Here is a 21,494-nt window from a genome sequence, read left to right as displayed (position 1 = left end):
CTTACCCGTAGACGCTTGCGATGACGTCGCGCAGGGCTTGCGCCACGTCCGGCTCATCGGTCAGGGGTTCTACGACTGCGGCCTGCAAGGCGCGCTCGATCGGCATCCCCCCGGCGATCAGGCTGGCAGCGTAGATCAGAAGGCGGGTCGAGACGCCTTCCTCCAGGTCCATCCCCGACAGCGCGCGGATGTGACCGGCGAGGCGCACCAACGGCGCGACACGGGCGGGGTCCAGACCGCTTTCTCTGGCGACCACGGCGGTTTCGGTCGTGGGGTCGGGAAAGCCGAAAGTGATCGCCAGGAACCGCTGCCGGGTCGAGGGTTTCAGCCGCTTCAGGATGTTCTGGTAGCCGGGGTTGTAGCTGGCCACCAGCATGAAGCCGGGCGGAGCCACCAGTTCTTCGCCCGTGCGGTCGATCATCAGGGTGCGGCGATTGTCGGTCAAAGGATGAAGGACCACCGTCACATCCTTGCGGGCCTCGATAACCTCGTCGAGGTAGCAGATCGCGCCTTCCCGCACGGCGCGGGTCAGGGGGCCGTCGACCCATTCGGTCGCGCCGCCGCGCAGAAGATAGCGGCCGATCAGGTCGGCGGCGGAGAGGTCATCATGGCAGGCGACGGTGTAAAGCGGGAGTCCCAGGCGGGCAGCCATGTGTTCCACGAACCGCGTCTTGCCGCAGCCGGTCGGCCCCTTCAGAAGAAGGGGTAGACCTTTGACGTGAGCGGCTTCGAACAGGGCCACTTCCTGCGCCACGGGGCGGTAGAACGGGGCAGTGTGGTTGGGGGCCATACTTGGGGAAACTGCGTTCACAGCGCTTCTCCTTCCGGCAGGGCGACGGGACCGGGAGTGATGACTTCTCGCCGGACGACGACCTGGGCGTAGATGAACAGGATCGCGCCAAGCACCACGGCAATCCCGGCCCCGAAGCGCATCATGTAGAACAGGCCAAGCTGGTCCTGCACGTCCATGTAATAGTCGCCGACGATGCGCTGCATGTGGGTCTGGATCGTGCCGGCGAAGGTCAGGACGAAGGTCATGAACGCCATGCCCCCGGTCATCAGCCAGAACGAGACCATGTTCAGCACCTGGTTATAGGGCGCACGGCCCCGCAAGAGCGGCATAGCGTAGGTAATGATCGCCAGATTCATCGCGACATAGGCGCCGTAGAAGGCCAGGTGGCCATGCGCTGCGGTGATCTGCGTGCCGTGGGTGTAGAAGTTCACGCCGTGGAAGGTGTGCAGGAACCCCCAGACACCTGCGCCGAAGAACGCTACCGTGGCCGAGCCAAGTGCCCAGAGAAGCGCCGCCTTGTTCGGATGGTTACGACGACCCTTCCACACCATGATGAAGGCAAAGGACATCATCGCGAAGAACGGCACCACCTCGAAGGCCGAGAAGATGGACCCGGTCCACTGCCAGTACTCCGGCAGACCGATCCAGTAGAAGTGGTGGCCCGTGCCAAGAATGCCCGAGAAGAGCGCGGTGGCGACGATGACATAGAGCCATTTCTCCACGACCTCGCGGTCAACGCCGGTCAGCTTCAGCATCAGGAAGGCCAGGATCGCGGCCATCACCAGCTCCCACGTGCCTTCGACCCAAAGGTGGACGACGAACCACCAGTACATCTTGTCGAGGCTCAGGTTGTCCGGGTTGATGAAGGCAAAGACCCAGAGAAGCGACAAGAGCCACAGGCCGGTCAGCAACACGCCCGTGATCGCGGTCTTGCGGCCTGCAAGCACGGTCATCGAGATGTTGACCAGGAAGATCACCGCGGCGACCAGGATTCCGAATTTGACCCAGAGCGGCTGTTCCAAAAACTCGCGCCCGCCGTGGATGCCGACAAGGTAACTGCCGACCGCGCCAAGCGTGCCGACCACCAGGATGATCAGCTGCAGGTAGGCCAGCTTGACCGACCAGATCTCACGCTCTGATTCCTCGGGCACCAGGAAGTAGGCCGCACCGAAGAAGCCCAGCAGCAGCCAGACGATCAGCGCGTTGGTGTGGATCATGCGGATGATGTTGAAGGGCAGCACCGTCGACAGGGTGTTAGGCGAGACGTAGATCCAGCCCGCCAGAAGACCGCCAAGGACCTGGATGCCGAACAGGCCCATGGCTACCATGAAGTAGGCGTAGGCCACTTTTTGCGATTGATATTTCATGTCTTTCTCCTAGCCCGCGTCCGTGGGCGGCCAGCCTTGCGTGTCGGTCTGATCCGCCCACCGCAGGAATTCCGACAGGGCGCGCATTTCTTCGGGGGTGATGGCGAAATGGGGCATCTGGCGGCGCCCCTCAACTCCGCTGGGCTGCGCGGCCATCCAGCCATCCAGCACTTCATAGGCGGCCTGCGGGTCGTCCTGCACGCCCCAGCGGGTCATCACGTTGCCCAGTTCAGGCGCGAAATAGGCGCCTTCACCGTGCAGGGTGTGGCAGTTGATGCAGCTGTGACGCTCCCACACATGCTTGCCCAGACGCACTTCGGGCGAAAGCGGCATGCCGGCGGTAGAGACGTTCACGACATAGCGGTGGGAATGGATCGTCATGGCCACGAACACCACGACGAAGAACAGCGAGCCCCCGTAGAAGATGTTTCTGGCCCGTGACTTCGTAAGGATCTCTGACATCGGGTCGGTCCTGGCGATTGTTGCTGATGGGCCCGGATTTACAGCCCGCCGCACCGCCGGACGTTGTGCCAGAACAACGACGAAGGCCCTTGGCGTGCAGAAAGTGGGTGGATGGCACGACTGACAGGGGGGAGGCACCATGCGCGGCCCCAGACTGGACGACCCCGATCTGCCGCTTCGGCTGGTCTTCGAACATTGGCCCGAGGTGGCAAACATCTTCCGGGCGCAGGGGATGGTCTGTTTCGGCTGCCCCATCGCGCCGTTTCACACGGTGATCGACGCCTGCGCCGAATACGGGCTGGACGAGATCGCCTTTCGCGCCGCGCTGCAGGCAGCAGCGGCGCTCTGATCCAAGGAGCCGACATGCGGCCACATCAAGCCTACACAGGCCCCGCCCTGTTCAGCTACGGCTTCCGCCCTCTGTTCCTACTGGCGGGCAGCTTTGCGGCGCTGGTGATTCCATTATGGATGGCGGTCTGGACCGGGCGCGTCACCATGGGCGGGCCGTTCGCTCCGACCGACTGGCACATCCACGAGCTGCTCTTCGGTTATACCTCGGCTGTGCTGGCGGGGTTCCTGTTCACCGCGATTCCGAACTGGACCGGACGGATGCCGACCCGGGGCTGGCCACTGATGGCCTTGGCCGTGCTCTGGATTGCCGGGCGGCTGGCGGTCGCCGGGGGCCCTGGCCTGGGGCCGGTGGCCGTGATGGCGCTGGATTGCGCCTTTCTTCTGGCCATCTGCGCGATGATCACGGTCGAGATCGTGGCGGGCCGGAACTGGAGCAACCTGCGCGTGGTCGTCCCCGTGCTCATGTATCTTGCCGCCAACATCACCTTCCATATCGAGGCCATGCAACTTGGAACAGCCGACTACGGCCGCCGCCTGGGGTTCGCGATGGTCGTTCTTCTCATCGGCCTGATCGGCGGGCGGATCATTCCCAGCTTCACCCGGAACTGGCTGGCGAAGCAGGGTCCCGGACCGATGCCCGAGCCGTTCGGGCGGTTCGACGCGGCGAGTCTGGTGCTGACGCTGGGCGCGCTTCTGGCCTGGGTCGCGCTGCCCGAGACGCGGTTGACGGGGTTCGCGCTGATCCTGGTCGGCGCGATCCAGGCGCTCCGCCTCGCGCGCTGGCGTGGCTGGAGGGTCTGGCGGTCAGCCATCCTGTTGATCCTGCATCTGGCCTATGCCTTCATCCCGGCGGGTCTGGTGGCCCTTGGCCTTGCGGTGCTGGGCATATTTCCGGCCCTGGTGGGCCTGCACCTGCTGGGCATCGGCGCCATCGGCGGCATGACGCTGTCGGTGATGATGCGCGCCTCGCTGGGCCACACCGGGCGTGAGCTGCGGGCAGGCCCCGCGCTGGGTCTGGCCTTTGCCTGCGTGGCGCTGGCCGCCCTGACACGCGTTGCCGTGCATTCCGAGCCGGGACTGTGGACGGCGGCCGCCCTGTGGACCGTCGGATTCGCCATCTTCGCCGCCCGGCTTGCCCCGATCCTGACCCGGTCGAACCCCGCCCGCCGCGTGCCTAACCCGCAGCCCCGCTGAGCATCACCAGCCGGTGCGGCGCGGTCACCGTGATCTTGCGCCGTTCCGACAGCACGATTCCGTCGCGTTCCCAACCGCTCAGAAGGCGGCTCACAGTGTGCAAGGTGGTGCCGGTCATGTCCGACAGGTTCTGCCGGGTGATGGGCATCCCGATCTCGATCCCGCCATCGACCTTGCGCCCGGCCTGGGTGACCAGCCGAAGGATCGCACAGGCAATGCGCTGCTCGACGGCCTGCGTCGCCATCTCGACGATGCGGTTGTTCATCTCGCCCACCCGCTCGCCCACGGCCTTGTAGGTTTCGGTGGCAAAGCCGTCATAGCTATCCACGAAGACCTGCCACAGCCGGTTTGGCCAGGCCAGGGTCACGCAATCATCCGCCGTCATCGCCGTCGCCGGATAGGTCGTGCGCCCGATGGCCGCCCCGATCCCGAACAGTTGCCCCGGCGCGATGTGCAGCGCAATGATCTGGTCGCCGCCGGAAGTGGTCCGGATAACCCGGATATGGCCGTCCAAGAGTAGAAAGAACCGTTCGACCGGCAGGCCCTCGCTGAAGATGGCAACGCCCGCGTCGAACCGCAGCGCTGTGGCGGCATCCAAGATCTCGCGGATCTGGGGCCGGGACAGCCTGCGGAAGGGGGGGACGGTGGCCAGAAGACTTTCGTCAAGTTTGTGCAAACGATGCCTCCGATGTTGTGGCAGCACAACGAACCAGGGGCGACCTTAGCCTATAAGAAGGGGCAAGATAACCTGAAAGGACCGGACATGTTCTCGAAACTGATGACTGCAACCGTTGCAGCCTTTGTGCTGACCGCGGCCGCCCAGGCCGAAAACTTCGACGTGAAGATGCTGAACAGGGGAGCCGACGGGGCAATGGTCTTCGAGCCCGCCTTCGTGACGGCCGCCGTGGGCGACACCATCACCTTCCTCTCGACCGACAAGGGCCACAACGTCGAGGGCATCGAAGGGATGCTTCCCGAGGGCGTGGAGGCGTTCAAAAGCGGGATGGGGGATGACTATGTCCTGACACTGACCGGGGAAGGGCTCTATGGCGTGAAGTGCACGCCCCACTACGGCATGGGTATGGTTGCGCTGATCCAGGCAGGCGCCCCGGTCAATCTGGATGCCGCCGCCGCCGTGACGCAGAAGGGCAAGTCCAAGGCCCGGTTCGAGCCGCTGTTCACGCAAGTGGCAAAGTGACCTGACGCCACACCGACAAGAAGGCGGCCGTGACGGGCCGCCTTTTCCTTTGCCTGCCGGTGACCAGCGCCTAGTCCAGCACCAGCCGGAACCCCAGATAATCCGGCGGCACCCCCGCCGCGCACCCGCCCGAACGGGCGTCGCGGATGAAGTCGACGACGAAGGCGCGATGCTTTCCCTGCACCGCCCGGACCCCGCAGTAGTCCGAGCTGGTGGCGATCTCTGTGGCATCCGGGGTCAGCGTACCGTTCTGAAAGCAGGTCTCGGTCCATTCCCAGACGTTGCCGGATATGTCGGCCACTCCCATCGAGTTCACACCGAAATGGCCCATCGGGTGCAGCTCCAGGTCAGCCTCGCCGCGCAATTCGACCTCGCGCCGGTAGCTTGCGATCCAGCGCCGTGAGGGGTCGGCCCCGTTGGCATCTTCCCCGAAACCGTCGTCGAAGCCACGCTCTGCCGCGGCCCTCAGCCATTCGGCATCGGTCGGCAGGCGCCATTGCTGTCCGGTCTGGTCGGAAAGCCAGGCAGCATAGGCCGTGGCGTCGGCATGGTTGACATTGGTCTGGGCCGCACCTGCAACCCCACCGACAGGTGCTGCGGCACAGGCATCTGCCGCGACACAGCGGGCGTAGTCGGCCTCCGAAACTTGATTGGTCATGATCTTCAGGGTCGCCACATTGACCCGCTGCAAGGGAGCGTCGATGATGCGCGTGCCCTGGCGGAACTCACCGGCCGGGCGATAGTCCTGCGGACCTGCGGGAATGCGCACGGTCTGCGGCGGGGCGGGGGCCGGTCGCTGCATCGACGCGACAAGGATCACCCCTGCCGCGCCGATGACGACCCCAGCCAGTAGCCCCAATGCCAGCCGACGTTTCATTTCAGCCTCCAGACAAAACGGCGGGGCGGCCCGGGACGACAGGCCACCCCGCCAGGACGCGACAGCCATTACGGCAGCGCGGTCCGTCCTTCATGCAGGACGTCGTATTCGACCGGGGCGACGACCTGTTCCATCAGATCGTTGTTCCAGGTGCCCCCGACGATCACGTGCGCCGTGGCGCCAAGGTTCACTGCCTCGATCAGGTTGTGGTTGACGTAGGCGTAGACGCCCGGCTGCAGGAAGGTGTAAAGCGCCGCCCCCGCCGATCCGCCCCGGATGAACCAGGTCTCCAGATCGCGTTCCGGCAGGTTGTTGAACTTGCCGCTTTCCCAAACCAGATCGCCATGCCCGCCGATCAGGTGCGGGCGACTGTCGCGGTTAGCCTGACTGTGGACGAACAGCACGTTCTCGCCCTGCTCGGCCTCAAGAGCCTGGTCGCCCGTCAATGCACCCACCCGACCGTTGAACACGACGTGGGACGGGATCAGACCGTTCATCACCGCCAGCGTGTCCGCATAGCTTTCGCCGGCATCGGCAAAGCGCATGTAGGCGCCATCCGGACCGCGCGGAATGTAGAAGTCATTCTCGCCGATGTAGTAGACCCGGTCATAAGACACCGGATTGCCCAGATGATCCTTCAACCCATCGCGCGGCAGTACCATGATGCAGCCCGACATGCCCGACACAACATGCCAGGGGATCATCGGACCGCCCGGAGCGCAGTGGTAGACGAACACCCCCGGCCGCGTCGCCTTGAACCGCAGCACCGCCTTCTCGCCGGGGTTGACCAGCGTCAGTGAACCCCCACCCAAAGCGCCGGTGGCCGCGTGGAAGTCGATGTTGTGCTGCATCATGTTTTCAGGCGGGTTGAACAGGGTCAGTTCGACATAGTCGCCCTCATGCACCACCATCATCGGGCCGGGGACCGAGCCGTTGAACGTCATGGCCTGCAGCCAGGCGTCTTCGTCCACCTGGATCTCTTTCTCCATGATCTTCATCTCGAACTCGATCACCGCGGGCCCGCCCGTGGCAACCTGCTTGTGCGGGTGAACGAAGGGCGGCTTGAGCAGCTTGACCTTGCGACGGGGCAAGCTGGACAGATCGACCGGCGCTGCGGCCGAGGTGTCCATCACCTCTTCCGCCCCAGCAGTCTTGACGACAAAAGGAGCAGCGGCAATCATCGCCGCTCCGATCAATGCAGTGCGTCGCGTGAACATCGTGCTTTCCCTCATTCGTGTGTCAGTTGAGGGAATTTTAGCCCTTTGCGGGAACGCCATCGTTGTCCTGCGACAACATGCGATGCTGTGAGATGCCCACCATTTCGTGCGTGATCGTGCACCTCCCCAACTTCCGTGCAGGACGGATGGAATCGTCGATTCTGCCGCGCACAGGACGACGCGTGCCCGGCGAAACGCATCCAGCATACCAAGTCCGTCCCGACACTGGCCGTGACGGACGGACAATCCCCGTTATTCCGCGGCCTCGCGGCAGCTGAGCTGGGTGAGCAGTCCGCAAGTTCGATCGAGTCGACCCGCAGGACGTTACTGCCCCCAGCGCTTCTCCTAGCGCCGCGACGGTCAGCCGCCGCCCGATCAATGTCTCGCAGATCGTGTTTCGACGGACGTTCGGGCAGGCTAAGACCGACGGCCCTGGGGTCGTCGACATAGCCCCGCGCACGTCCCGCCGTAGCATATTGCGTATCCGCTCCTCCCAGCATTGCACTCACCATGTCCCTGGGCAGGGCAAAAGACGCGGGCCCGACGAACAAGTCTGCGACTGCTACGCGGAGGGCGTAGATGCTTCCAGCCCGTGGCCCGTGTGGAGGATGTAACAGGGATGAACCTTTCGTCGTCCTTGGCGCCAGCTGCGACCACGCTGTTCCACTCCGATAAGGGCGCAGCGGTGGATCGGTTGCTCTCAGGCAAAGTCAGACAAAGCAGTGCAGCTCTGGCAAGTTACGGCGGTTGCCTGTCCCCGCAACCACCTTAACCGAACTTAACTCGATACCTAGACGCCCCGCCAACGCGGGGCTTTTTGCATTCTGGGCCAGCCCGATCAAAGCAGTCAGCGCGCCGTCGAATACGACGACCGGCTTGCCCTCCTTCCATCGTACGGAGACCTTCTCGATCAGGTGTCGCACCTCTCTCGCGCGGGCGAGGCAGTCGCAGAATCCGCAGGCGTGATGGCAAGCTCCCTGACCTTGCGTCAGTGGAACTCCGACAGGTCCGGGTTCAGACGCATTGGCGTTGGGGCAGGGCCGGCAAGTTCCGCATTGATCGCAGCAATCCGGAATTCGAGGACCAGGAGCTTATCCTGCAGCCCGGGAGGTTTGACGCGCGTCCTTGTGTACAGTGTATTACGCGTGCGAAATTTGGTCCTCCTGCTCTAGAAGCCCGCGCCATTACCCTCCGCGGCCCTGGCCCGCCTCATCGACGGCAAGGCCGCCTATCTCGCCAAGAGCGAGCATGCGATCTTTCCACCGCACCCAGAGGCGAACATAGCCGACAGATTCAGTTCGTGCATGATTGCGACAACGCCGCCACCCGCGTCGGCATAGGCGCGGGTACGACGCATCACCTGCAGTTGGTGGCCACGGTCGAGGTCGACCACAAGCTCGCCCAGCATCAGCCAGCACCGGCCCAGCGGACCGACCGGCTCCCAGAACTGGACCTCTGCGCGCGGGCGAGGTGGCCGCGCTGGCGTTCGCCGCCCGACAGGCTGCGGTGTCATAGCGCTCGCATCCCTGGCAGGCCCACTGTGCGAGAACCACGGCGTCCACTTCAGGCCGCAAGACGAAGTCCCCAGGTTCGCGACCCATGCCTATGCCCTCTTCCAGGGTGAAGTTGAAGGGCACTTCACAGTCCTCTGGCAACACAACCCGGAGGCGCGCGAGGGTAGCGGGTCGGGACTGCGCCACGTTGAGACCGTAGAGGCGGACGGTCCCAGTGGCCGGCAACTCGTCTAGGATGGCCTTCAGAAGGGTGCTCCTTCCCGCCCCATTCGCTCCGCAGATCGCAGCAGTTCACCCGCGCGCCCTCAGCGAGGCTTTTTCAAGCACCCGTCGCCAGCCAAGCTGTCCCGAAACGTCGTTCGGTTCCAGCATTCCACCGCCCCCGCGCGCCGCGCTGGACGAGCATCGACAGAAACACAGACGCACCAATCAGCCGTGAGGATTCCGATCTCGAGTTCCGCCGGCGCGCCGGGCTGCGCGCGATGAGGTCCGCCAGGACCACAAGCGCCGCGCCGAGCCCGTCACCCAGCCGCCCCGTCCAGGGGATCATCCTATCCGGGTGAGCCACGATGGGCGTCGTCCCGCGTTCCGTAAAAGCTTCATTAGAAGCCGATTCTAACAGATCGCGCCCGCATATCTTCTGCTACCAGCTCGCGCCCCGTCGCAAGGCCAGCCCTTCCGCAGACGATCCGAAGGGATGACCATTGCCACGCCGCACCGACCCGCACGACGGGGGCTTGTCCTGACAACCGCCATCGCTCTTGCACTGGCCACTCCGGCAGCGGCGCAGGAGGCGGAATGGGGCCTTGATCTTGGATGCGACCCTTAGATGCGCGGTCATGGTCCTTGGAAGAACGAGGCCAGGTGCATCGGACTAGCTAGAATGCAGAACCCCAACCCGATCGTCACCCGTGAAGGTGCAATTTCTCCGAGCGCAGTTGGCTTTGGTCAGTCCAGAATGCGGTAGTGGACCTCGGTGGGCGTGCAGTTGGCACCGTTGATCGGGATCATGTCCTGTGGGCAGGTAGACATGACGACGATGCAGTCGATCATGGCGCGCAAGATCACGTAATCGCCGGGCTGGCTCAGCGGCTCACCCCAACTGATCCTTCCATCGCTGTCGACGGGAATGTTCATCCACAAGTTCAGCGGAGCAGGACAGTCGCCCGCGCGCAGGTCGATCTGACGCAGCGCCCCATGCAGATTGTCGGTGCAGTTGTCGTGGTATTCGCGGCATCCCAGTGCCGCATAGCGATGAACATCGCAGGCTGCGATGATCGTGTCATGGCGACCGGGTGACGTGTCTTCTTCCAGTATCAAGATCGGCCGCCGCCGGTTCGTCGTGAGACCATCGCCCCTTGCCGGGAAGATCCCCTGCAGTGTGGCGTGCAAGTGCTCCATCGACATGAATTCCGACAGGTCATCGGCATTGTAGCACCAGGTGTCCACGACCTGCTGACCATGCGTATTGATGATCTGGATCGCCTGACCTTTAGCCAGCCGCACCGCACGGCCACGTCGAGCAGGAACAACGTGAAGGTCTTCAGTCATGGATTGGTCCTCTTCGGCGCGTCGTTGTCTAAATGATAAGATCGCGGGCCGCAGCGAAACAAGCAAGCGCCGAGCAGTCGTTGGTCAAGGCCGATACGCGTTTGCCCTGGTGCTCTCTGACAAAGCCGAGCGCGAGGCCAGCGCCAGAAAGACCAAGGCGGTATTGGAGTTCGCAGGCGCGTGGTGTGAAGCTGGGCAGCCCCAGCCAAGGCGGCGAGCCTTTGACACGCGTGGAAAGGCGGTTCGGCACTGCGTGCGGCTGGGCCGGCGAACTTTGGAGTGGTTAAAGCGTGCAGGACAGGACGCCTGGGCTTATCAATCAGTATTTGGTCCGCGAGCCTAGAAAGCGTTGGGCGAAGCCCAGGACGTCCCAGTGATGCCTGCTTTCCCGGCAGGACCAGTTATATCTGCAAAATCTTCATTCGTGGGTCCCTGGCTTCAGCAGAATCCAGTTGACAGAATCATGTCCGAAAACCCTGATCTATGAACCAAGTTTAGATTGGTTCGCTCATGCCAACATCCCACCGCAATCCCACTGTGACAGACAGCGCAAATGTCGTGCGGGCGCGCCTTCTGGCCATGATCGAGGGAGATGCCCTTCCTGCGGATGGGAGGCTCCCGACCGAGAGGGAGCTTTCCGATAGCATGCACATCGGCCGACGGGCGGTGCGCAGTGCGCTGGAAAGCTTGCTGGCTGAGGGACTAATCTGGCGCAAGCAGGGCAAGGGGACCTTCGCCGGTCAACCTCCAGACAAGACGCAGCTTTTGGCGGCCGAGATCGTGGGGGAGACCAATGTCGTCGAGGTGATGGAGGCGCGGCTTTGCGTCGAGCCCGTTCTGGCCGCGATGGCGGCGCGCCATGCCCTGCCTGAAGACATCGACCGGATGCGCAACTTGGCACAGCGGATCGTGCAGGCGGGCGATTCCGATTCCATCGAGCTTTGGGACGGCGCGCTGCACCGGCTGATCGCGCGGACGGCGAAGAACAAGCCGCTGCTGACCGCCTTCTCGATGATCGACGAAATCCGCGGCAACCAGGATTGGCGTGGGGTCCGGCAAAAGGCGCGCTCGATGCGGTCGCTGCAGGACCGGAACGCCGAGCATGTCGAGATCATCAATCGCATCGAGGCTGGTGACGGGCCGGGGGCCGAAGCGGCGATGCGCAAGCACCTGACAACGTTGGCCGACAACCTGAAGCGCATTCTTACCCCGGACGGAGGCTGAAGTGACCGGCATCACCCTAAAGACGATCGCGGCGGCCGAAGAGATCATGGGCGTGGAATACACCCCGGAAGAACGCCAACTGATGCTGGACAACCTTGAGGGCCAGATCGCCTCGGCCCTGCAGCGGCGCGCGGTGGCGATGCCGAACCACGTGCCGATGGCGATGCGCTTCGACCCGCGCTTGGCCGATTTCGCAATGCCGCACGGAACGGACGCGCTGAAGCTTTCTTCCGTGACGGCGATGCTTCCGAAAGACGACGAGGACATCGCCTTTGCCCCGATCACGCATCTGGCCGTCTGGATCAAGGCCGGTGCCCTGACCAGCCGGCGGCTGACCCAGATCTACCTTGACCGTATCGCGACCTTGGGGCCGAGGCTGGAATGCTGGGCGCAGGTCACGCCCGACCTTGCCCTGGCAGAGGCGGATGCGGCGGACGCCTTGACGCGCGGCGGGGTGAACCTTGGACCGCTGCACGGCATCCCTTACGGATTGAAGGACCTCTTCGACGCCAATGGCACGATCACCGGCTGGGGTGCGGAACCGTTCCGAGACCGCATCGCCGAGGCCGACGCGACCATTGTGAAGAAACTCCGTGCCGCGGGGGCGGTGCTTCTTGGCAAGACCACCGTAGGTGCGCTGGCCTACAACGACATCTGGTATGGTGGCGTCACCCGCAATCCGTGGAACCTGAACGAAGGCTCCAGCGGGTCGTCCGCCGGGTCGGCCAGTGCCACGGCGGCGGGGCTTTGCGCTTTCGCCATCGGGACCGAGACTTTGGGGTCCATCACCTCGCCCAGCCAGCGCTGCGGGACGACGGGCCTGCGCCCGACCTTCGGGCGGGTCAGCCGGGCGGGGGGCATGGCGCTCTGCAACAGCCTGGACAAGGTCGGCCCGATCTGCCGATCGGTCGAGGATACAGCCATCGTCCTTGCCGCTCTGAACGGAGCGGATCCGGCTGACCGATCGACCATCGCCGCCCCCTTCGTCTTCGACGCAGGGGCTGACTACAGCCGCCTGACCGTCGGCTACCTGCCCGAAGCCTTCGGCGAAGGCGCGACGGCGGTGGACCATGCGGCACTGGCGGCCATGCGAAAGCTGGGCGTGAAGGTGGTCGAGGCCAGCCTCCCCGACCTGCCCTATGGCGCGCTGATGAACATCCTTTTTGCCGAGGCCGCCGCCAGTTTCGAGGACCTGACACTTACGAGCCAGGACGACACCCTCACCTGGCAGGACGCCGCCGCCTGGCCCAACGCGATGCGCAAGGCGCGCTTCCTGTCGGCGGTGGACCACGTCCAGCTTGATCGGCTGCGTTATCTTGTGATGCAGGCGCTGGACGACCTTTTCGGGAAGGCCGACGTGGTGATCGGCCCCTTCATGACCGGACCGATGCTGATCGCCTCGAACTTCACCGGACACCCCTGTCTGCATCTGCGGGCTGGCTTCGAGGACCTGGGCACCCGCAGCCCCGCCTCGCTTGCTTCTGGCAAGCTGACCACGGGTGAGGCGGCAGAGGGCAAGACCTACACCGTGCCGCAGGGCATCTCGCTCTGGGGAAGGCTTTTCGACGAGGGGCCGATCCTGCGGCTGGGCATGGCGCTGGAGACGGCGTTGGACGTGGCGGGCAAACGGCCCGGATTTCCGACGTAAGCGAGAACGGACCCGCAGCCAATGCGGGCAGACGATAACGGGCCGCTTTGCCGGCCTTCCAACAAAGTCCGCAATCGCGGCCAATCAACAGGGAAAACGACATGAAGCGCAGAGACTTTCTTCTGAACTCGACCGCAGTGATGGGCGGCAGCGTGCTGATGGGCAGCTTTGCCCTGCCCGCGCTGGCGCAGGATGCGCCGGTGTCCGGTGGCACGCTGATCTGGGGCCACTCCGAGACCACGCAGAACCTGGACATGCACCAGACCGGCACCGCCTCATCCGGTCGGGTGCTGCAGAACATCCATTCGTCCATCGTCACGGTGGACGCTAACCTGAAGGTCATCCCAGGCCTTGCCGAAAGCTTCGAGGTGGCCCCGGACGGGCTGACCTACACCTTCAAACTGCGCCCGAACGTCAAGTTCCACAACGGCGCGACGATGACCTCGGCCGATGTGAAATACAGCTTCGAGCGCTGCAAGGACCCCGCCACCGGCGCGGTGAACTTCGAGGTCTTCAACAACGTCGCCGCCATCGAGACCCCCGATGACCTGACCGTCATCATCAAGATGAGCGCCGTCAACGCGCCCTTCCTGTCGCGCCTTTCGGAAAACGGCGCGGGCGTCATCATGCCGGTGGACAGCGGCCCGACCCAAGGCACCAACCCGATGGGCGCCGGTCCCTTCAAGTTCGACAGCTACGAGGTCGGCACCGTCGTGAAGATGTCGCGCTTTGACGACTATTGGGAAGGCCCGGCCTTCCTGGACGCCGTGGAAGCCCGCGAGATCACCGAACCCACCACGCGCCTCACCGGCCTGCGGACCGGCGAGTTGCATATGATCAACGACATTCCGCTGGACCGCGTGGGTGAAATCGAAGGCGACCCCGGGCTTCAGGTGAAGAAGTGGTTCCCGCTGAACTTCGACTTCATCAACATGAACCACACCTTCGAGCCGTTCAAAGACAAGCGCGTCCGCGTCGCCTTCGACATGATCATCGACAAGGAAGCGCTGATGCAGGGCGCGCTCTGGGGTCAGGGCGCCACCACCGCCTCGCCCAGCTTCCCGACCGATGCCGCCTACAACAAGGACATCGCCCCCCGCCCGCAGGATATCGAAGGCGCCAAGGCGATGCTGGCCGAGGCGGGCTACCCCGAGGGCAGCCTGAACATCGTCTTCAAGGCCACCACCAACTACCCCTACCACATCGAAACCGCACAAATCCTTGTCGAATGGTTCAAGATGGCGGGCGTCAACCTGACCATCGAACAGCTGACCTGGGCCGACTGGCTGTCCCAGTGCTGGGTCGACAAGGACTACCAGATGACGATGATGAACTTCTTCACGCTCTGGGAAAGCGACTTCCTGTATTACTCGGTCTGGAACTCGAAGGGCGCGTTCAACTACCGCAACATCAGCGACCCGATCATTGACGAGCTGACCGAAAAGGCCCGCGTCACGGTCGATGATGCCGCCCGGGCCGATGTCTACAAGGCCGTGCAGAAGCAGATCTGGGACGAGGCGCATGACGTCGTGTTGTGGTTCCGCAATGGCACCATCGGCGCGCAGCCCTCGGTCATGGGGCTGGATACCGTCGTTCACCCGAACGGGTCCAACCTCAACTTCCACAAGGTCTGGCTGAAAGCCTGACGTATCCTCCGGCGGGCCACCCCTGGCCCGCCGGTTCCCCCGGGGCTTCCTGTCATGACCTATGTGCTGAACCGGCTTCTGTCGGTGATCCTGACGCTGTTTCTGATCACGCTGGTGACCTTCGCCGTCACCAACATCCTGCCCGGCGACGTGGCGATGATGATCATGGGCACCCAGTCGAATCCCGAAGCGCTGGAGGGCCTGCGCCAGTCGCTTGGGCTGAACGAACCCCTGCTTGTACAATACGGCAACTGGATCGGCGGGCTTCTGACCGGGGATTGGGGCACCTCGCTGATCTTCAAGAAACCCATTGCCGAGCTTCTGGCACAGAAAGCCGTCGCCTCGGGGATCATCGTCGTGATGTCGATGACCATCGCACTGGCGCTGGCCGTGCCCTTGGGCGTCTGGGCCGCTGTCCACCGCGACAAGTGGCAGGACACTGTCAGCTCTTCGGCCTCGCTGATGGGCGTATCCTTGCCCGATTTCTTCTGGGGGATCGTGATGATCCTCGTCTTCGCGCGCTGGCTGGGCTGGTTCCCCTCCTCGGGCATCGTCGAGCCGTCCGAGGATTTCCTGGGATCGCTGCACTATGCCTTCCTGCCCTCTTTGGCGCTTGGCCTTGGCCTGATGGCGCATCTGACGCGGATGACGCGGTCCACGATGACCGGCATCCTGGGGCAAGAGTTCATTCGCGTCGCCCGCGCCAAAGGGCTGCGCGAAAGCACCGTCATCTGGCGCTATGCGCTGGCCAATGCCATCGGCCCGGTGATTACCATCGCGGGGTTGCAGATTGGCTACCTCTTCGGGTCGATCATCGTGATGGAAAGCCTCTTCGGCTATACCGGCATGGGCTGGCTGACCTATCAGGCGCTTCTGAACCGCGACCTGCCGCTGATCCAGGCCACGGTCTTCGTGATCGCTGCCGTGGTGATGATCACCAACCTGCTCGTCGACCTCCTCTACGTCCTGATCGACCCGCGCGTGAAACTGGGATGAGAGGGATGAAGCGCTTCAAGACCACCAAGGGCCTGATCGGAATCGTGCTTCTGACGCTGATCGCGCTGGTTGCCATCGTCGGGCCGATGGTCGTTCCGCCGGATGCAGCGACCAAGATGGACATGCTGGCCCGCCGCTCGCCGCCGACCTGGACCCACCTCCTCGGCACCGACCAGCTGGGCCGCGACATGCTGTTCCGCGTCATCCTCGGTGCCCGCACCTCGCTGGAAATCGCGGTCTCGGCCGTGGTGATGAGCATCGTCCTTGGCCTGCCACTCGGCCTGATCTCCGGCTACTTCGGCGGCTGGATCGACAACGTCCTGATGCGGCTCGTCGACACGCTTCTCGCCTTTCCCGCCCTTCTGCTGGCGCTCACCATCAGTGCGGTCCTTGGCCCGAACGTGCAGAACACCATCATCGCCATCGGCATCGCCTTCACCCCTTACCTTGCCCGCATCATCCGGGGCGAGGCGCTGAAGGTCGCCCAGATGCCCTATGTCGAGGCCGCGCGCTCCTCGGGCACCACCAACGGGATGATCATGCTGCGCCACGTCCTGCCGAACATCATGCCGGCGGTGATCGTGCAGGCCACCATCTCCCTCGCCTTCGCCATCCTGGCCGAGGCCGGGCTGTCCTTTCTTGGACTTGGAACGCAACCCCCGGCGGCGAGTTGGGGGCTGATGATCCAGGCATCGCGCGACCAGCTGGACGTGGCCCCCTGGACCGCGCTTGTGCCGGGCGCGGCGGTGGCGCTGACCGTGCTTGGCCTGAACATGTTCGGGGACGTCCTGCGCGACATCCTCGACCCGAAATCGAAATAGGAGGCGGCGATGAAAGATATCGTTTCAGTCGATCACCTCCGCGTCGAGTTCGCCACCGACAGCGGCCCCGTGGTCGGGGTCGAGGACGTGTCCTTCACCATCGCGCCAGGCGAAACCGTCTGCGTCGTCGGTGAAAGCGGGTCGGGGAAGTCCGTGACCTCCCTCTCCCTCATGCGACTGGTGGAATTCGGCGGCGGCACGATCGCCTCAGGAGCGCTTCGCTTCCGCCGCGCCGACGGCACCGAGCTTGACGTCGCCGCCGCCTCTCCGTCCGTGATGGGCGAGGTCCGCGGCAACGAGATCGGGATGATCTTTCAGGAGCCGATGACCGCCCTGAACCCGGTCTTCACCATCGAGCGCCAACTGACCGACGGCCTGATGCTGCACAAGGACCTGTCGCAAGCGCAAGCCTCCGCCCGCGCTTTGGAGCTTCTGAAAGGCGTCCGCATCCCCGAACCCGAGCGCCGGTTGGAGCAATACCCGCACGAACTGTCCGGCGGCATGCGCCAGCGCGTCGTGATCGCGATGGCGATGGCCTGCGAGCCGAAGCTTCTGATCGCGGACGAACCCACGACGGCCCTCGACGTGACGATCCAGGCGGAAATCCTCGCGCTTATCAACCGGCTGAAGCGCGAGAACGGGATGGCGGTCCTGTTCATCACCCACGACATGGCGGTCGTGGCGCAAATGGCCGACAGGGTGGTCGTCATGTATCGCGGCAAGATTGTCGAGACGGGCACGGTCGACCAGATTTTCACCGCGCCGAAGGAAGACTACACCAAGGCCCTTCTCGCCGCCGTCCCGAAACTGGGCGAGATGAAGGGCAAGCCCGCCCCCGAACGGATGCGCCTGATCGGGGATGAAGCCGCTCGGGCCGCCCGAATTGCGCCCGTGGCGCGGAAGAAGGAAGTCCTCCTCGACGTCCGGCACCTCACCACCCGCTTCCCGGTCAAGGGAGGTATCCTGCGCCGCACCGTGGCGCAGGTCCATGCGGTCGAAGATGTCAGCTTCACCCTCAACGTCGGCGAAACCCTGGCCCTCGTCGGCGAATCTGGCTGCGGCAAGTCCAGCTGCGGCCGGTCGATCCTGCGCTTGGTGCAGCCCACCAGCGGCGAGGTCTGGATCGGCGGCCGCGATATCGGTGCGCTCCATCACCATGACCTGAGGCGCGCGCGGGCCGACATGCAGATGGTCTTCCAGGACCCCTTCGCCAGCCTGAACCCCTACCGCCGTTTGAAGGACCAGGTGGCCGAACCTATCGTCAACTTCGGCCTTGCAAAGGGCGACGAATTGAAAGCGCGGGTCGAACAGCTTTTCGATCGCGTCCACTTGCCGCGCGCGTTCATGAATCGCTTCCCGCACGAACTGTCCGGCGGCCAGCGCCAGCGCGTCGCCATCGCCCGCGCCTTGGCGGTGAACCCCAAGCTCATCGTCGCGGACGAGGCGGTCTCGGCCCTTGACGTCTCGGTCCAGGCACAGGTCCTGAACCTGATGATGGAACTGCAGGAAGACCTGGGCCTGTCCTACCTTTTCATCAGCCACGACATGGCCGTCGTGGAGCGCGTCGCGCATCAGGTGGGTGTGATGTATCTGGGCCGTATCGTCGAAATCGGCCCCCGCGCCGCCGTCTTCGAAAGCCCCGCGCACAGCTACACCCGCCAGCTTCTGTCCGCCGTGCCTATCGCCGACCCGTCGAAGCGCCGCTTTATCGATGACCTGTCGTTCAAGCCGATCAAATCGCCGATCTTTCCGTTGGGGCACCAAGCCGCCCCATCGACCTATACCGAAGTGGCCCCCGGCCATTTCGTCCTGAAAGACTAGGGAGGAAACCATGCCGATCAAGAACCGTCTGGCCGAGATGCAGGCCGAGATCACCGCCTGGCGCCGTGACCTGCACGAAAACCCGGAACTCATGTACGACGTCCACCGCACCGCCGCGACGGTCGCCGACCGCCTGCGCGAGTTTGGCTGTGACGAGGTCGTGACCGGCATCGGCCGCACCGGGGTCGTGGGCGTCATCAAGGGCAAGACCGACGGCCGCGGCCATGTCGTGGGCCTGCGCGCCGACATGGACGCCCTGCCGATCCTGGAGGCCACCAACCTTCCCTATGCCTCGAAGGTCCCCGGCAAGATGCACGCCTGCGGCCATGACGGGCACACCGCCATGTTGCTGGGTGCCGCGAAATACCTCTGTGAGACCCGCAACTTCGACGGCAAGGTCGCCGTGATCTTCCAGCCCGCCGAGGAAGGCGGCGCGGGGGGCGAGGCGATGGTCAAGGACGGCCTGATCACCCGCTTCGGCATCAAGGAGGTCTACGGGATGCACAACTCCCCCGGCCTTCCCGTCGGCCAGTTTTCCATCAAGCCCGGCCCCTTCTACGCCGCCACAGACAACTTCACCGTCCATCTGCGCGGCAAGGGCGGCCACGCGGCCTACCCGCACCGCACCGTCGATACCACCGTGATGGCCTGCCAGACCGTCATGGCGCTGCAGACCATCGTCTCGCGCAATTCGGACCCGCTGGAGTCCATCGTCGTCTCCGTCACCTCGATGAAGACGGAATCCGAGGCCTGGAACGTCATCCCCGAACGCGTCGAACTCCGCGGCACCGTCCGCACCTTCGACGCCGGCATCCGCAAACTGGCCGAAGATCGTTTCCGCGCGCTGGTCGAAGGCACCGTCGCAGGCTTCGGCGGATCGGTCGAGATCGACTGGCGTCCGGGCTACCCCGCGATGGTCAACGCCGAACGGGAAACCGACTTCGCAGCCAAGGTCGCCGAAAAGATCGGTGGCGCGGGGGCCGTCGACACCAACTGCCCCGCCATCATGGGCGGCGAGGATTTCGCCTACATGCTTGAGGTCGTTCCCGGCGCCTATATCCAGGTTGGCAACGGCGACACCGCCGAGGTGCACCATCCGGCCTACAACTTCAACGACGAAGCGATCCCCTTCGGCGCCTCCTACTGGGCCGAGCTTGTCGAAACCCGCATGCCCGCCGCCTGACAAATACGGCCTGAAAGGAAGCCCCATGAACTGGTCCGAATACCTCGACGCGCACCAGCCGCGCTTCGTGGATGAACTCGTCGACTTCGTCCGCATCCCCTCAGTCTCGGCCGCCCCGGCCCATGTCGCCGACGTGGTGACGGCGGGCAACTGGGTCGTAGACCGTCTCAAGGCGGCGGGGATGGAAAACGTCCGCATGCTGCCGACCGAAGGCCACCCGGTCGTCTATGCCGACTGGCTCCACGCCCCCGGCAAGCCCACGATCCTCATCTATGGCCATTTCGACGTCCAGCCGGCCGAGCCCTTCGACCTCTGGCAGACCCCCCCCTTCGAGCCGGAAGTGCGTGACAACAAGGTCTGGGGCCGGGGGGCCTCGGACGACAAGGGCGGGATGCTGATCCCGATCCTGTCGGTCGAGGCGATGCTGAAGACCACGGGTCGCCTCCCCGTCAACGTGAAGCTGTTCTTCGAAGGGCAAGAGGAGATCGGCTCCCCCCATCTCCCCGATTTCATCAAGGCGAATGGCGCGATGCTGAAGGCCGACATGATCTTTTCCGCTGACGGCAGTCAGTGGGGCGAGGATCAGCCGAACCTGATCACCGGGCTGAAAGGCCTCGTCGCCGCCGAGATCACCGTCTCGGGCGCGAAGGGCGACCAGCACTCCGGCCAGCAGGGCGGCGGCATCGCCAACCCGATCCAGGGCCTCGCACAGATCATCGCCTCGATGAAAGGCACCAACGGCAAGATCACCGTCCCCGGCTTTTATGACGATGTCGTAGACCTGACCGTCGAAGACCGCGAAGCCTTCGCCCGCATCCCCTTCGATGAAGCCGCGTATATCGACGGCCTCGGCGTCCCCGATGTCTTCGGCGAGGAAGGCTACACCACCCGCGAACGGCTATGGGGCCGCCCAACGTTCGAGTTGAATGGCATCTGGGGCGGCTGGCAGGGAAGCGGGATCAAGACCGTCCTGCCCGCCGAGGCGCATGCCAAGATTACCTGCCGCCTCGTGGCGAACCAGAAGCCCGACGCGATCTTCGACCTCCTCCGCGCGCACACCGAGGGCAACTGCCCCAAGGGTCTCCGCGTGACCGTAAAGCGCCTGGCAGGAAGCGCCGACCCCTTCCTTGTCCCCCCGGGCCACAACGCCAGCGCGTCCGCCGCCCAGGTTCTGACTGAGGTCTACGGAAAGGCACCCTATATCACCCGGACCGGAGGATCGATCCCGGTGATGACCATGCTTTTGAACGAACTTGGCGTTCACGCCACCGTCTTCGCCTTCGGCATGAATGACGAGAACCTGCATGCGCCAAACGAGTTCTTCCGTTTGTCGAACTTCCGCACCGGCCAGATCGCTTATTGCAAGCTTCTTGAACGATTGGCAGCGAACTAGAGGACGATGGAAGGACCTGAACTTTCCTTGGGTTGGGCGCTTCGCCGACCTTTCAGAAGGCCCGACGGTTCCTTCCCGCCGCATCATGATCTTGCAAGACATGATCAGCCATCAATGATTAACATTCGGTTCCAGCTGTCAGGCATGGCCAAAACCTCTTGAATAAGCATGGCAGTCAGATCAAGGACCGCTTCAATCATTTCGGCAGCTTACAGGTAGATCGGGTCGATGGGAGGCC

At 64.1% G+C, this 21,494-nt stretch carries 19 protein-coding genes and 1 pseudogene; 11 read left to right on the top strand and 9 right to left on the bottom strand.

The annotated features are described in order from the left end of the window. Position 1: 1 nt before the first annotated feature. From Q0C42_RS20250 to Q0C42_RS20240, 3 genes are read right to left on the bottom strand one after another with little or no spacing between them, the layout of a single operon-like run. Entirely contained in the window at positions 2-790 is a 789-nt protein-coding gene (locus Q0C42_RS20250) for a CbbQ/NirQ/NorQ/GpvN family protein (protein ID WP_295080504.1), read from the bottom strand. A gap of 17 nt (positions 791-807) precedes the next feature. Next, positions 808-2,160 carry a cbb3-type cytochrome c oxidase subunit I gene (locus Q0C42_RS20245; RefSeq protein WP_295080424.1) on the bottom strand — a complete coding sequence of 451 codons (1,353 nt, stop codon included), beginning with the start codon at positions 2,158-2,160 and terminating at the stop codon, positions 808-810. 9 nt (positions 2,161-2,169) lie between these two features. After that, the gene (locus Q0C42_RS20240; RefSeq protein ID WP_295080421.1) at positions 2,170-2,622 is read right to left on the bottom strand and encodes a cytochrome c; all 453 of its coding nucleotides are present in this window, start codon (positions 2,620-2,622) and stop codon (positions 2,170-2,172) included. 139 nt (positions 2,623-2,761) lie between these two features. On the opposite strand from Q0C42_RS20240, the gene Q0C42_RS20235 reads away from it, so the two are divergent. Together Q0C42_RS20235 and Q0C42_RS20230 are read left to right on the top strand one after the other, a co-directional pair. Then, positions 2,762-2,971, top strand: a complete 210-nt coding sequence (locus Q0C42_RS20235) for a hypothetical protein (RefSeq protein ID WP_295080418.1) — start codon at positions 2,762-2,764, stop codon at positions 2,969-2,971. A gap of 14 nt (positions 2,972-2,985) precedes the next feature. Further along, a complete protein-coding gene (locus tag Q0C42_RS20230) occupies positions 2,986-4,167 on the top strand; it encodes an NnrS family protein (protein WP_295080416.1) in 1,182 nt (393 codons plus the stop codon). On the opposite strand, the gene Q0C42_RS20225 is transcribed toward Q0C42_RS20230, so the two are convergent. Continuing rightward, positions 4,148-4,843 carry a Crp/Fnr family transcriptional regulator gene (locus tag Q0C42_RS20225; protein WP_295080413.1) on the bottom strand — a complete coding sequence of 232 codons (696 nt, stop codon included), beginning with the start codon at positions 4,841-4,843 and terminating at the stop codon, positions 4,148-4,150. The two genes, Q0C42_RS20230 and Q0C42_RS20225, sit on opposite strands and share 20 nt — an antisense overlap. An 87-nt stretch (positions 4,844-4,930) precedes the next feature. Between Q0C42_RS20225 and Q0C42_RS20220 the strand changes: the two genes are divergently transcribed. After that, the gene (locus Q0C42_RS20220) at positions 4,931-5,365 is read left to right on the top strand and encodes a pseudoazurin (RefSeq protein WP_295080411.1); all 435 of its coding nucleotides are present in this window, start codon (positions 4,931-4,933) and stop codon (positions 5,363-5,365) included. 70 nt (positions 5,366-5,435) lie between these two features. Here the strand turns inward: Q0C42_RS20220 and Q0C42_RS20215 are convergent, their stop codons facing one another. The 5 genes and pseudogenes from Q0C42_RS20215 to Q0C42_RS20200 all read right to left on the bottom strand — a co-directional run bounded on the left by Q0C42_RS20215 (position 5,436) and on the right by Q0C42_RS20200 (position 10,524). Then, positions 5,436-6,242, bottom strand: a complete 807-nt coding sequence (locus Q0C42_RS20215; protein WP_295080408.1) for an SUMF1/EgtB/PvdO family nonheme iron enzyme — start codon at positions 6,240-6,242, stop codon at positions 5,436-5,438. A gap of 68 nt (positions 6,243-6,310) precedes the next feature. Continuing rightward, entirely contained in the window at positions 6,311-7,459 is a 1,149-nt protein-coding gene (nirK, locus tag Q0C42_RS20210) for a copper-containing nitrite reductase (RefSeq protein ID WP_295080405.1), read from the bottom strand. A gap of 1,228 nt (positions 7,460-8,687) precedes the next feature. Further along, complete coding sequence (locus Q0C42_RS20205; protein WP_295080402.1) at positions 8,688-8,972, bottom strand: hypothetical protein; 285 nt, start codon at positions 8,970-8,972, stop codon at positions 8,688-8,690. Positions 8,973-9,123: 151 nt separating this feature from the next. Further along, positions 9,124-9,255 (bottom strand): annotated as a pseudogene (locus Q0C42_RS21665) (ATP-binding cassette domain-containing protein); the annotation flags it as partial. Positions 9,256-9,921: 666 nt separating this feature from the next. Continuing rightward, positions 9,922-10,524, bottom strand: a complete 603-nt coding sequence (locus Q0C42_RS20200; protein ID WP_295080399.1) for an urea carboxylase-associated family protein — start codon at positions 10,522-10,524, stop codon at positions 9,922-9,924. Positions 10,525-11,034: 510 nt separating this feature from the next. On the opposite strand from Q0C42_RS20200, the gene Q0C42_RS20195 reads away from it, so the two are divergent. From Q0C42_RS20195 to Q0C42_RS20160, 8 genes are all read left to right on the top strand, one after another. After that, on the top strand, positions 11,035-11,748 hold the full coding sequence (locus Q0C42_RS20195; RefSeq protein WP_295080396.1) for a FadR/GntR family transcriptional regulator: 714 nt from the start codon (positions 11,035-11,037) through the stop codon (positions 11,746-11,748). 1 nt (position 11,749) lies between these two features. After that, positions 11,750-13,396, top strand: coding sequence for an amidase (locus Q0C42_RS20190; RefSeq protein ID WP_295080393.1), 1,647 nt, complete (start codon positions 11,750-11,752; stop codon positions 13,394-13,396). A gap of 101 nt (positions 13,397-13,497) precedes the next feature. Beyond that, positions 13,498-15,042, top strand: coding sequence for an ABC transporter substrate-binding protein (locus Q0C42_RS20185; protein WP_295080390.1), 1,545 nt, complete (start codon positions 13,498-13,500; stop codon positions 15,040-15,042). Positions 15,043-15,096: 54 nt separating this feature from the next. Continuing rightward, positions 15,097-16,038, top strand: coding sequence for an ABC transporter permease (locus tag Q0C42_RS20180; RefSeq protein ID WP_295080387.1), 942 nt, complete (start codon positions 15,097-15,099; stop codon positions 16,036-16,038). 5 nt (positions 16,039-16,043) lie between these two features. Then, on the top strand, positions 16,044-16,859 hold the full coding sequence (locus Q0C42_RS20175) for an ABC transporter permease (RefSeq protein ID WP_295080383.1): 816 nt from the start codon (positions 16,044-16,046) through the stop codon (positions 16,857-16,859). A gap of 9 nt (positions 16,860-16,868) precedes the next feature. Further along, positions 16,869-18,680: an ABC transporter ATP-binding protein gene (locus Q0C42_RS20170; protein WP_295080380.1), complete on the top strand. Its 1,812-nt coding sequence runs from the start codon at positions 16,869-16,871 to the stop codon at positions 18,678-18,680. A gap of 10 nt (positions 18,681-18,690) precedes the next feature. Continuing rightward, complete coding sequence (locus Q0C42_RS20165; RefSeq protein WP_295080377.1) at positions 18,691-19,863, top strand: M20 aminoacylase family protein; 1,173 nt, start codon at positions 18,691-18,693, stop codon at positions 19,861-19,863. A 25-nt stretch (positions 19,864-19,888) separates the two neighbouring features. Then, a complete protein-coding gene (locus Q0C42_RS20160) occupies positions 19,889-21,256 on the top strand; it encodes a dipeptidase (protein ID WP_295080374.1) in 1,368 nt (455 codons plus the stop codon). Positions 21,257-21,494 lie beyond the last annotated feature (238 nt).

The organism is Tabrizicola sp. (assembly GCF_022842145.1).
Taxonomy (GTDB): Bacteria; Pseudomonadota; Alphaproteobacteria; order Rhodobacterales; family Rhodobacteraceae; genus Tabrizicola.
Note: the sequence above shows the minus strand (reverse complement) of the source record. Positions and strands in the feature narration are given on the sequence as shown.

Bases quoted from the DNA above. Each gene is read 5' to 3' on its own strand.
- Q0C42_RS20250 (WP_295080504.1), bottom strand. From the start codon at position 790: ATGGCCCCCAACCACACTGCCCCGTTCTACCGCCCCGTGGCGCAGGAA.
- Q0C42_RS20245 (WP_295080424.1), bottom strand. From the start codon at position 2,160: ATGAAATATCAATCGCAAAAAGTGGCCTACGCCTACTTCATGGTAGCC.
- Q0C42_RS20240 (WP_295080421.1), bottom strand. From the start codon at position 2,622: ATGTCAGAGATCCTTACGAAGTCACGGGCCAGAAACATCTTCTACGGG.
- Q0C42_RS20235 (WP_295080418.1), top strand. From the start codon at position 2,762: ATGCGCGGCCCCAGACTGGACGACCCCGATCTGCCGCTTCGGCTGGTC.
- Q0C42_RS20230 (WP_295080416.1), top strand. From the start codon at position 2,986: ATGCGGCCACATCAAGCCTACACAGGCCCCGCCCTGTTCAGCTACGGC.
- Q0C42_RS20220 (WP_295080411.1), top strand. From the start codon at position 4,931: ATGTTCTCGAAACTGATGACTGCAACCGTTGCAGCCTTTGTGCTGACC.
- Q0C42_RS20215 (WP_295080408.1), bottom strand. From the start codon at position 6,242: ATGAAACGTCGGCTGGCATTGGGGCTACTGGCTGGGGTCGTCATCGGC.
- nirK (WP_295080405.1), bottom strand. From the start codon at position 7,459: ATGTTCACGCGACGCACTGCATTGATCGGAGCGGCGATGATTGCCGCT.
- Q0C42_RS20205 (WP_295080402.1), bottom strand. From the start codon at position 8,972: ATGACACCGCAGCCTGTCGGGCGGCGAACGCCAGCGCGGCCACCTCGC.
- Q0C42_RS20200 (WP_295080399.1), bottom strand. From the start codon at position 10,524: ATGACTGAAGACCTTCACGTTGTTCCTGCTCGACGTGGCCGTGCGGTG.
- Q0C42_RS20195 (WP_295080396.1), top strand. From the start codon at position 11,035: ATGCCAACATCCCACCGCAATCCCACTGTGACAGACAGCGCAAATGTC.
- Q0C42_RS20185 (WP_295080390.1), top strand. From the start codon at position 13,498: ATGAAGCGCAGAGACTTTCTTCTGAACTCGACCGCAGTGATGGGCGGC.
- Q0C42_RS20180 (WP_295080387.1), top strand. From the start codon at position 15,097: ATGACCTATGTGCTGAACCGGCTTCTGTCGGTGATCCTGACGCTGTTT.
- Q0C42_RS20175 (WP_295080383.1), top strand. From the start codon at position 16,044: ATGAAGCGCTTCAAGACCACCAAGGGCCTGATCGGAATCGTGCTTCTG.
- Q0C42_RS20170 (WP_295080380.1), top strand. From the start codon at position 16,869: ATGAAAGATATCGTTTCAGTCGATCACCTCCGCGTCGAGTTCGCCACC.
- Q0C42_RS20165 (WP_295080377.1), top strand. From the start codon at position 18,691: ATGCCGATCAAGAACCGTCTGGCCGAGATGCAGGCCGAGATCACCGCC.
- Q0C42_RS20160 (WP_295080374.1), top strand. From the start codon at position 19,889: ATGAACTGGTCCGAATACCTCGACGCGCACCAGCCGCGCTTCGTGGAT.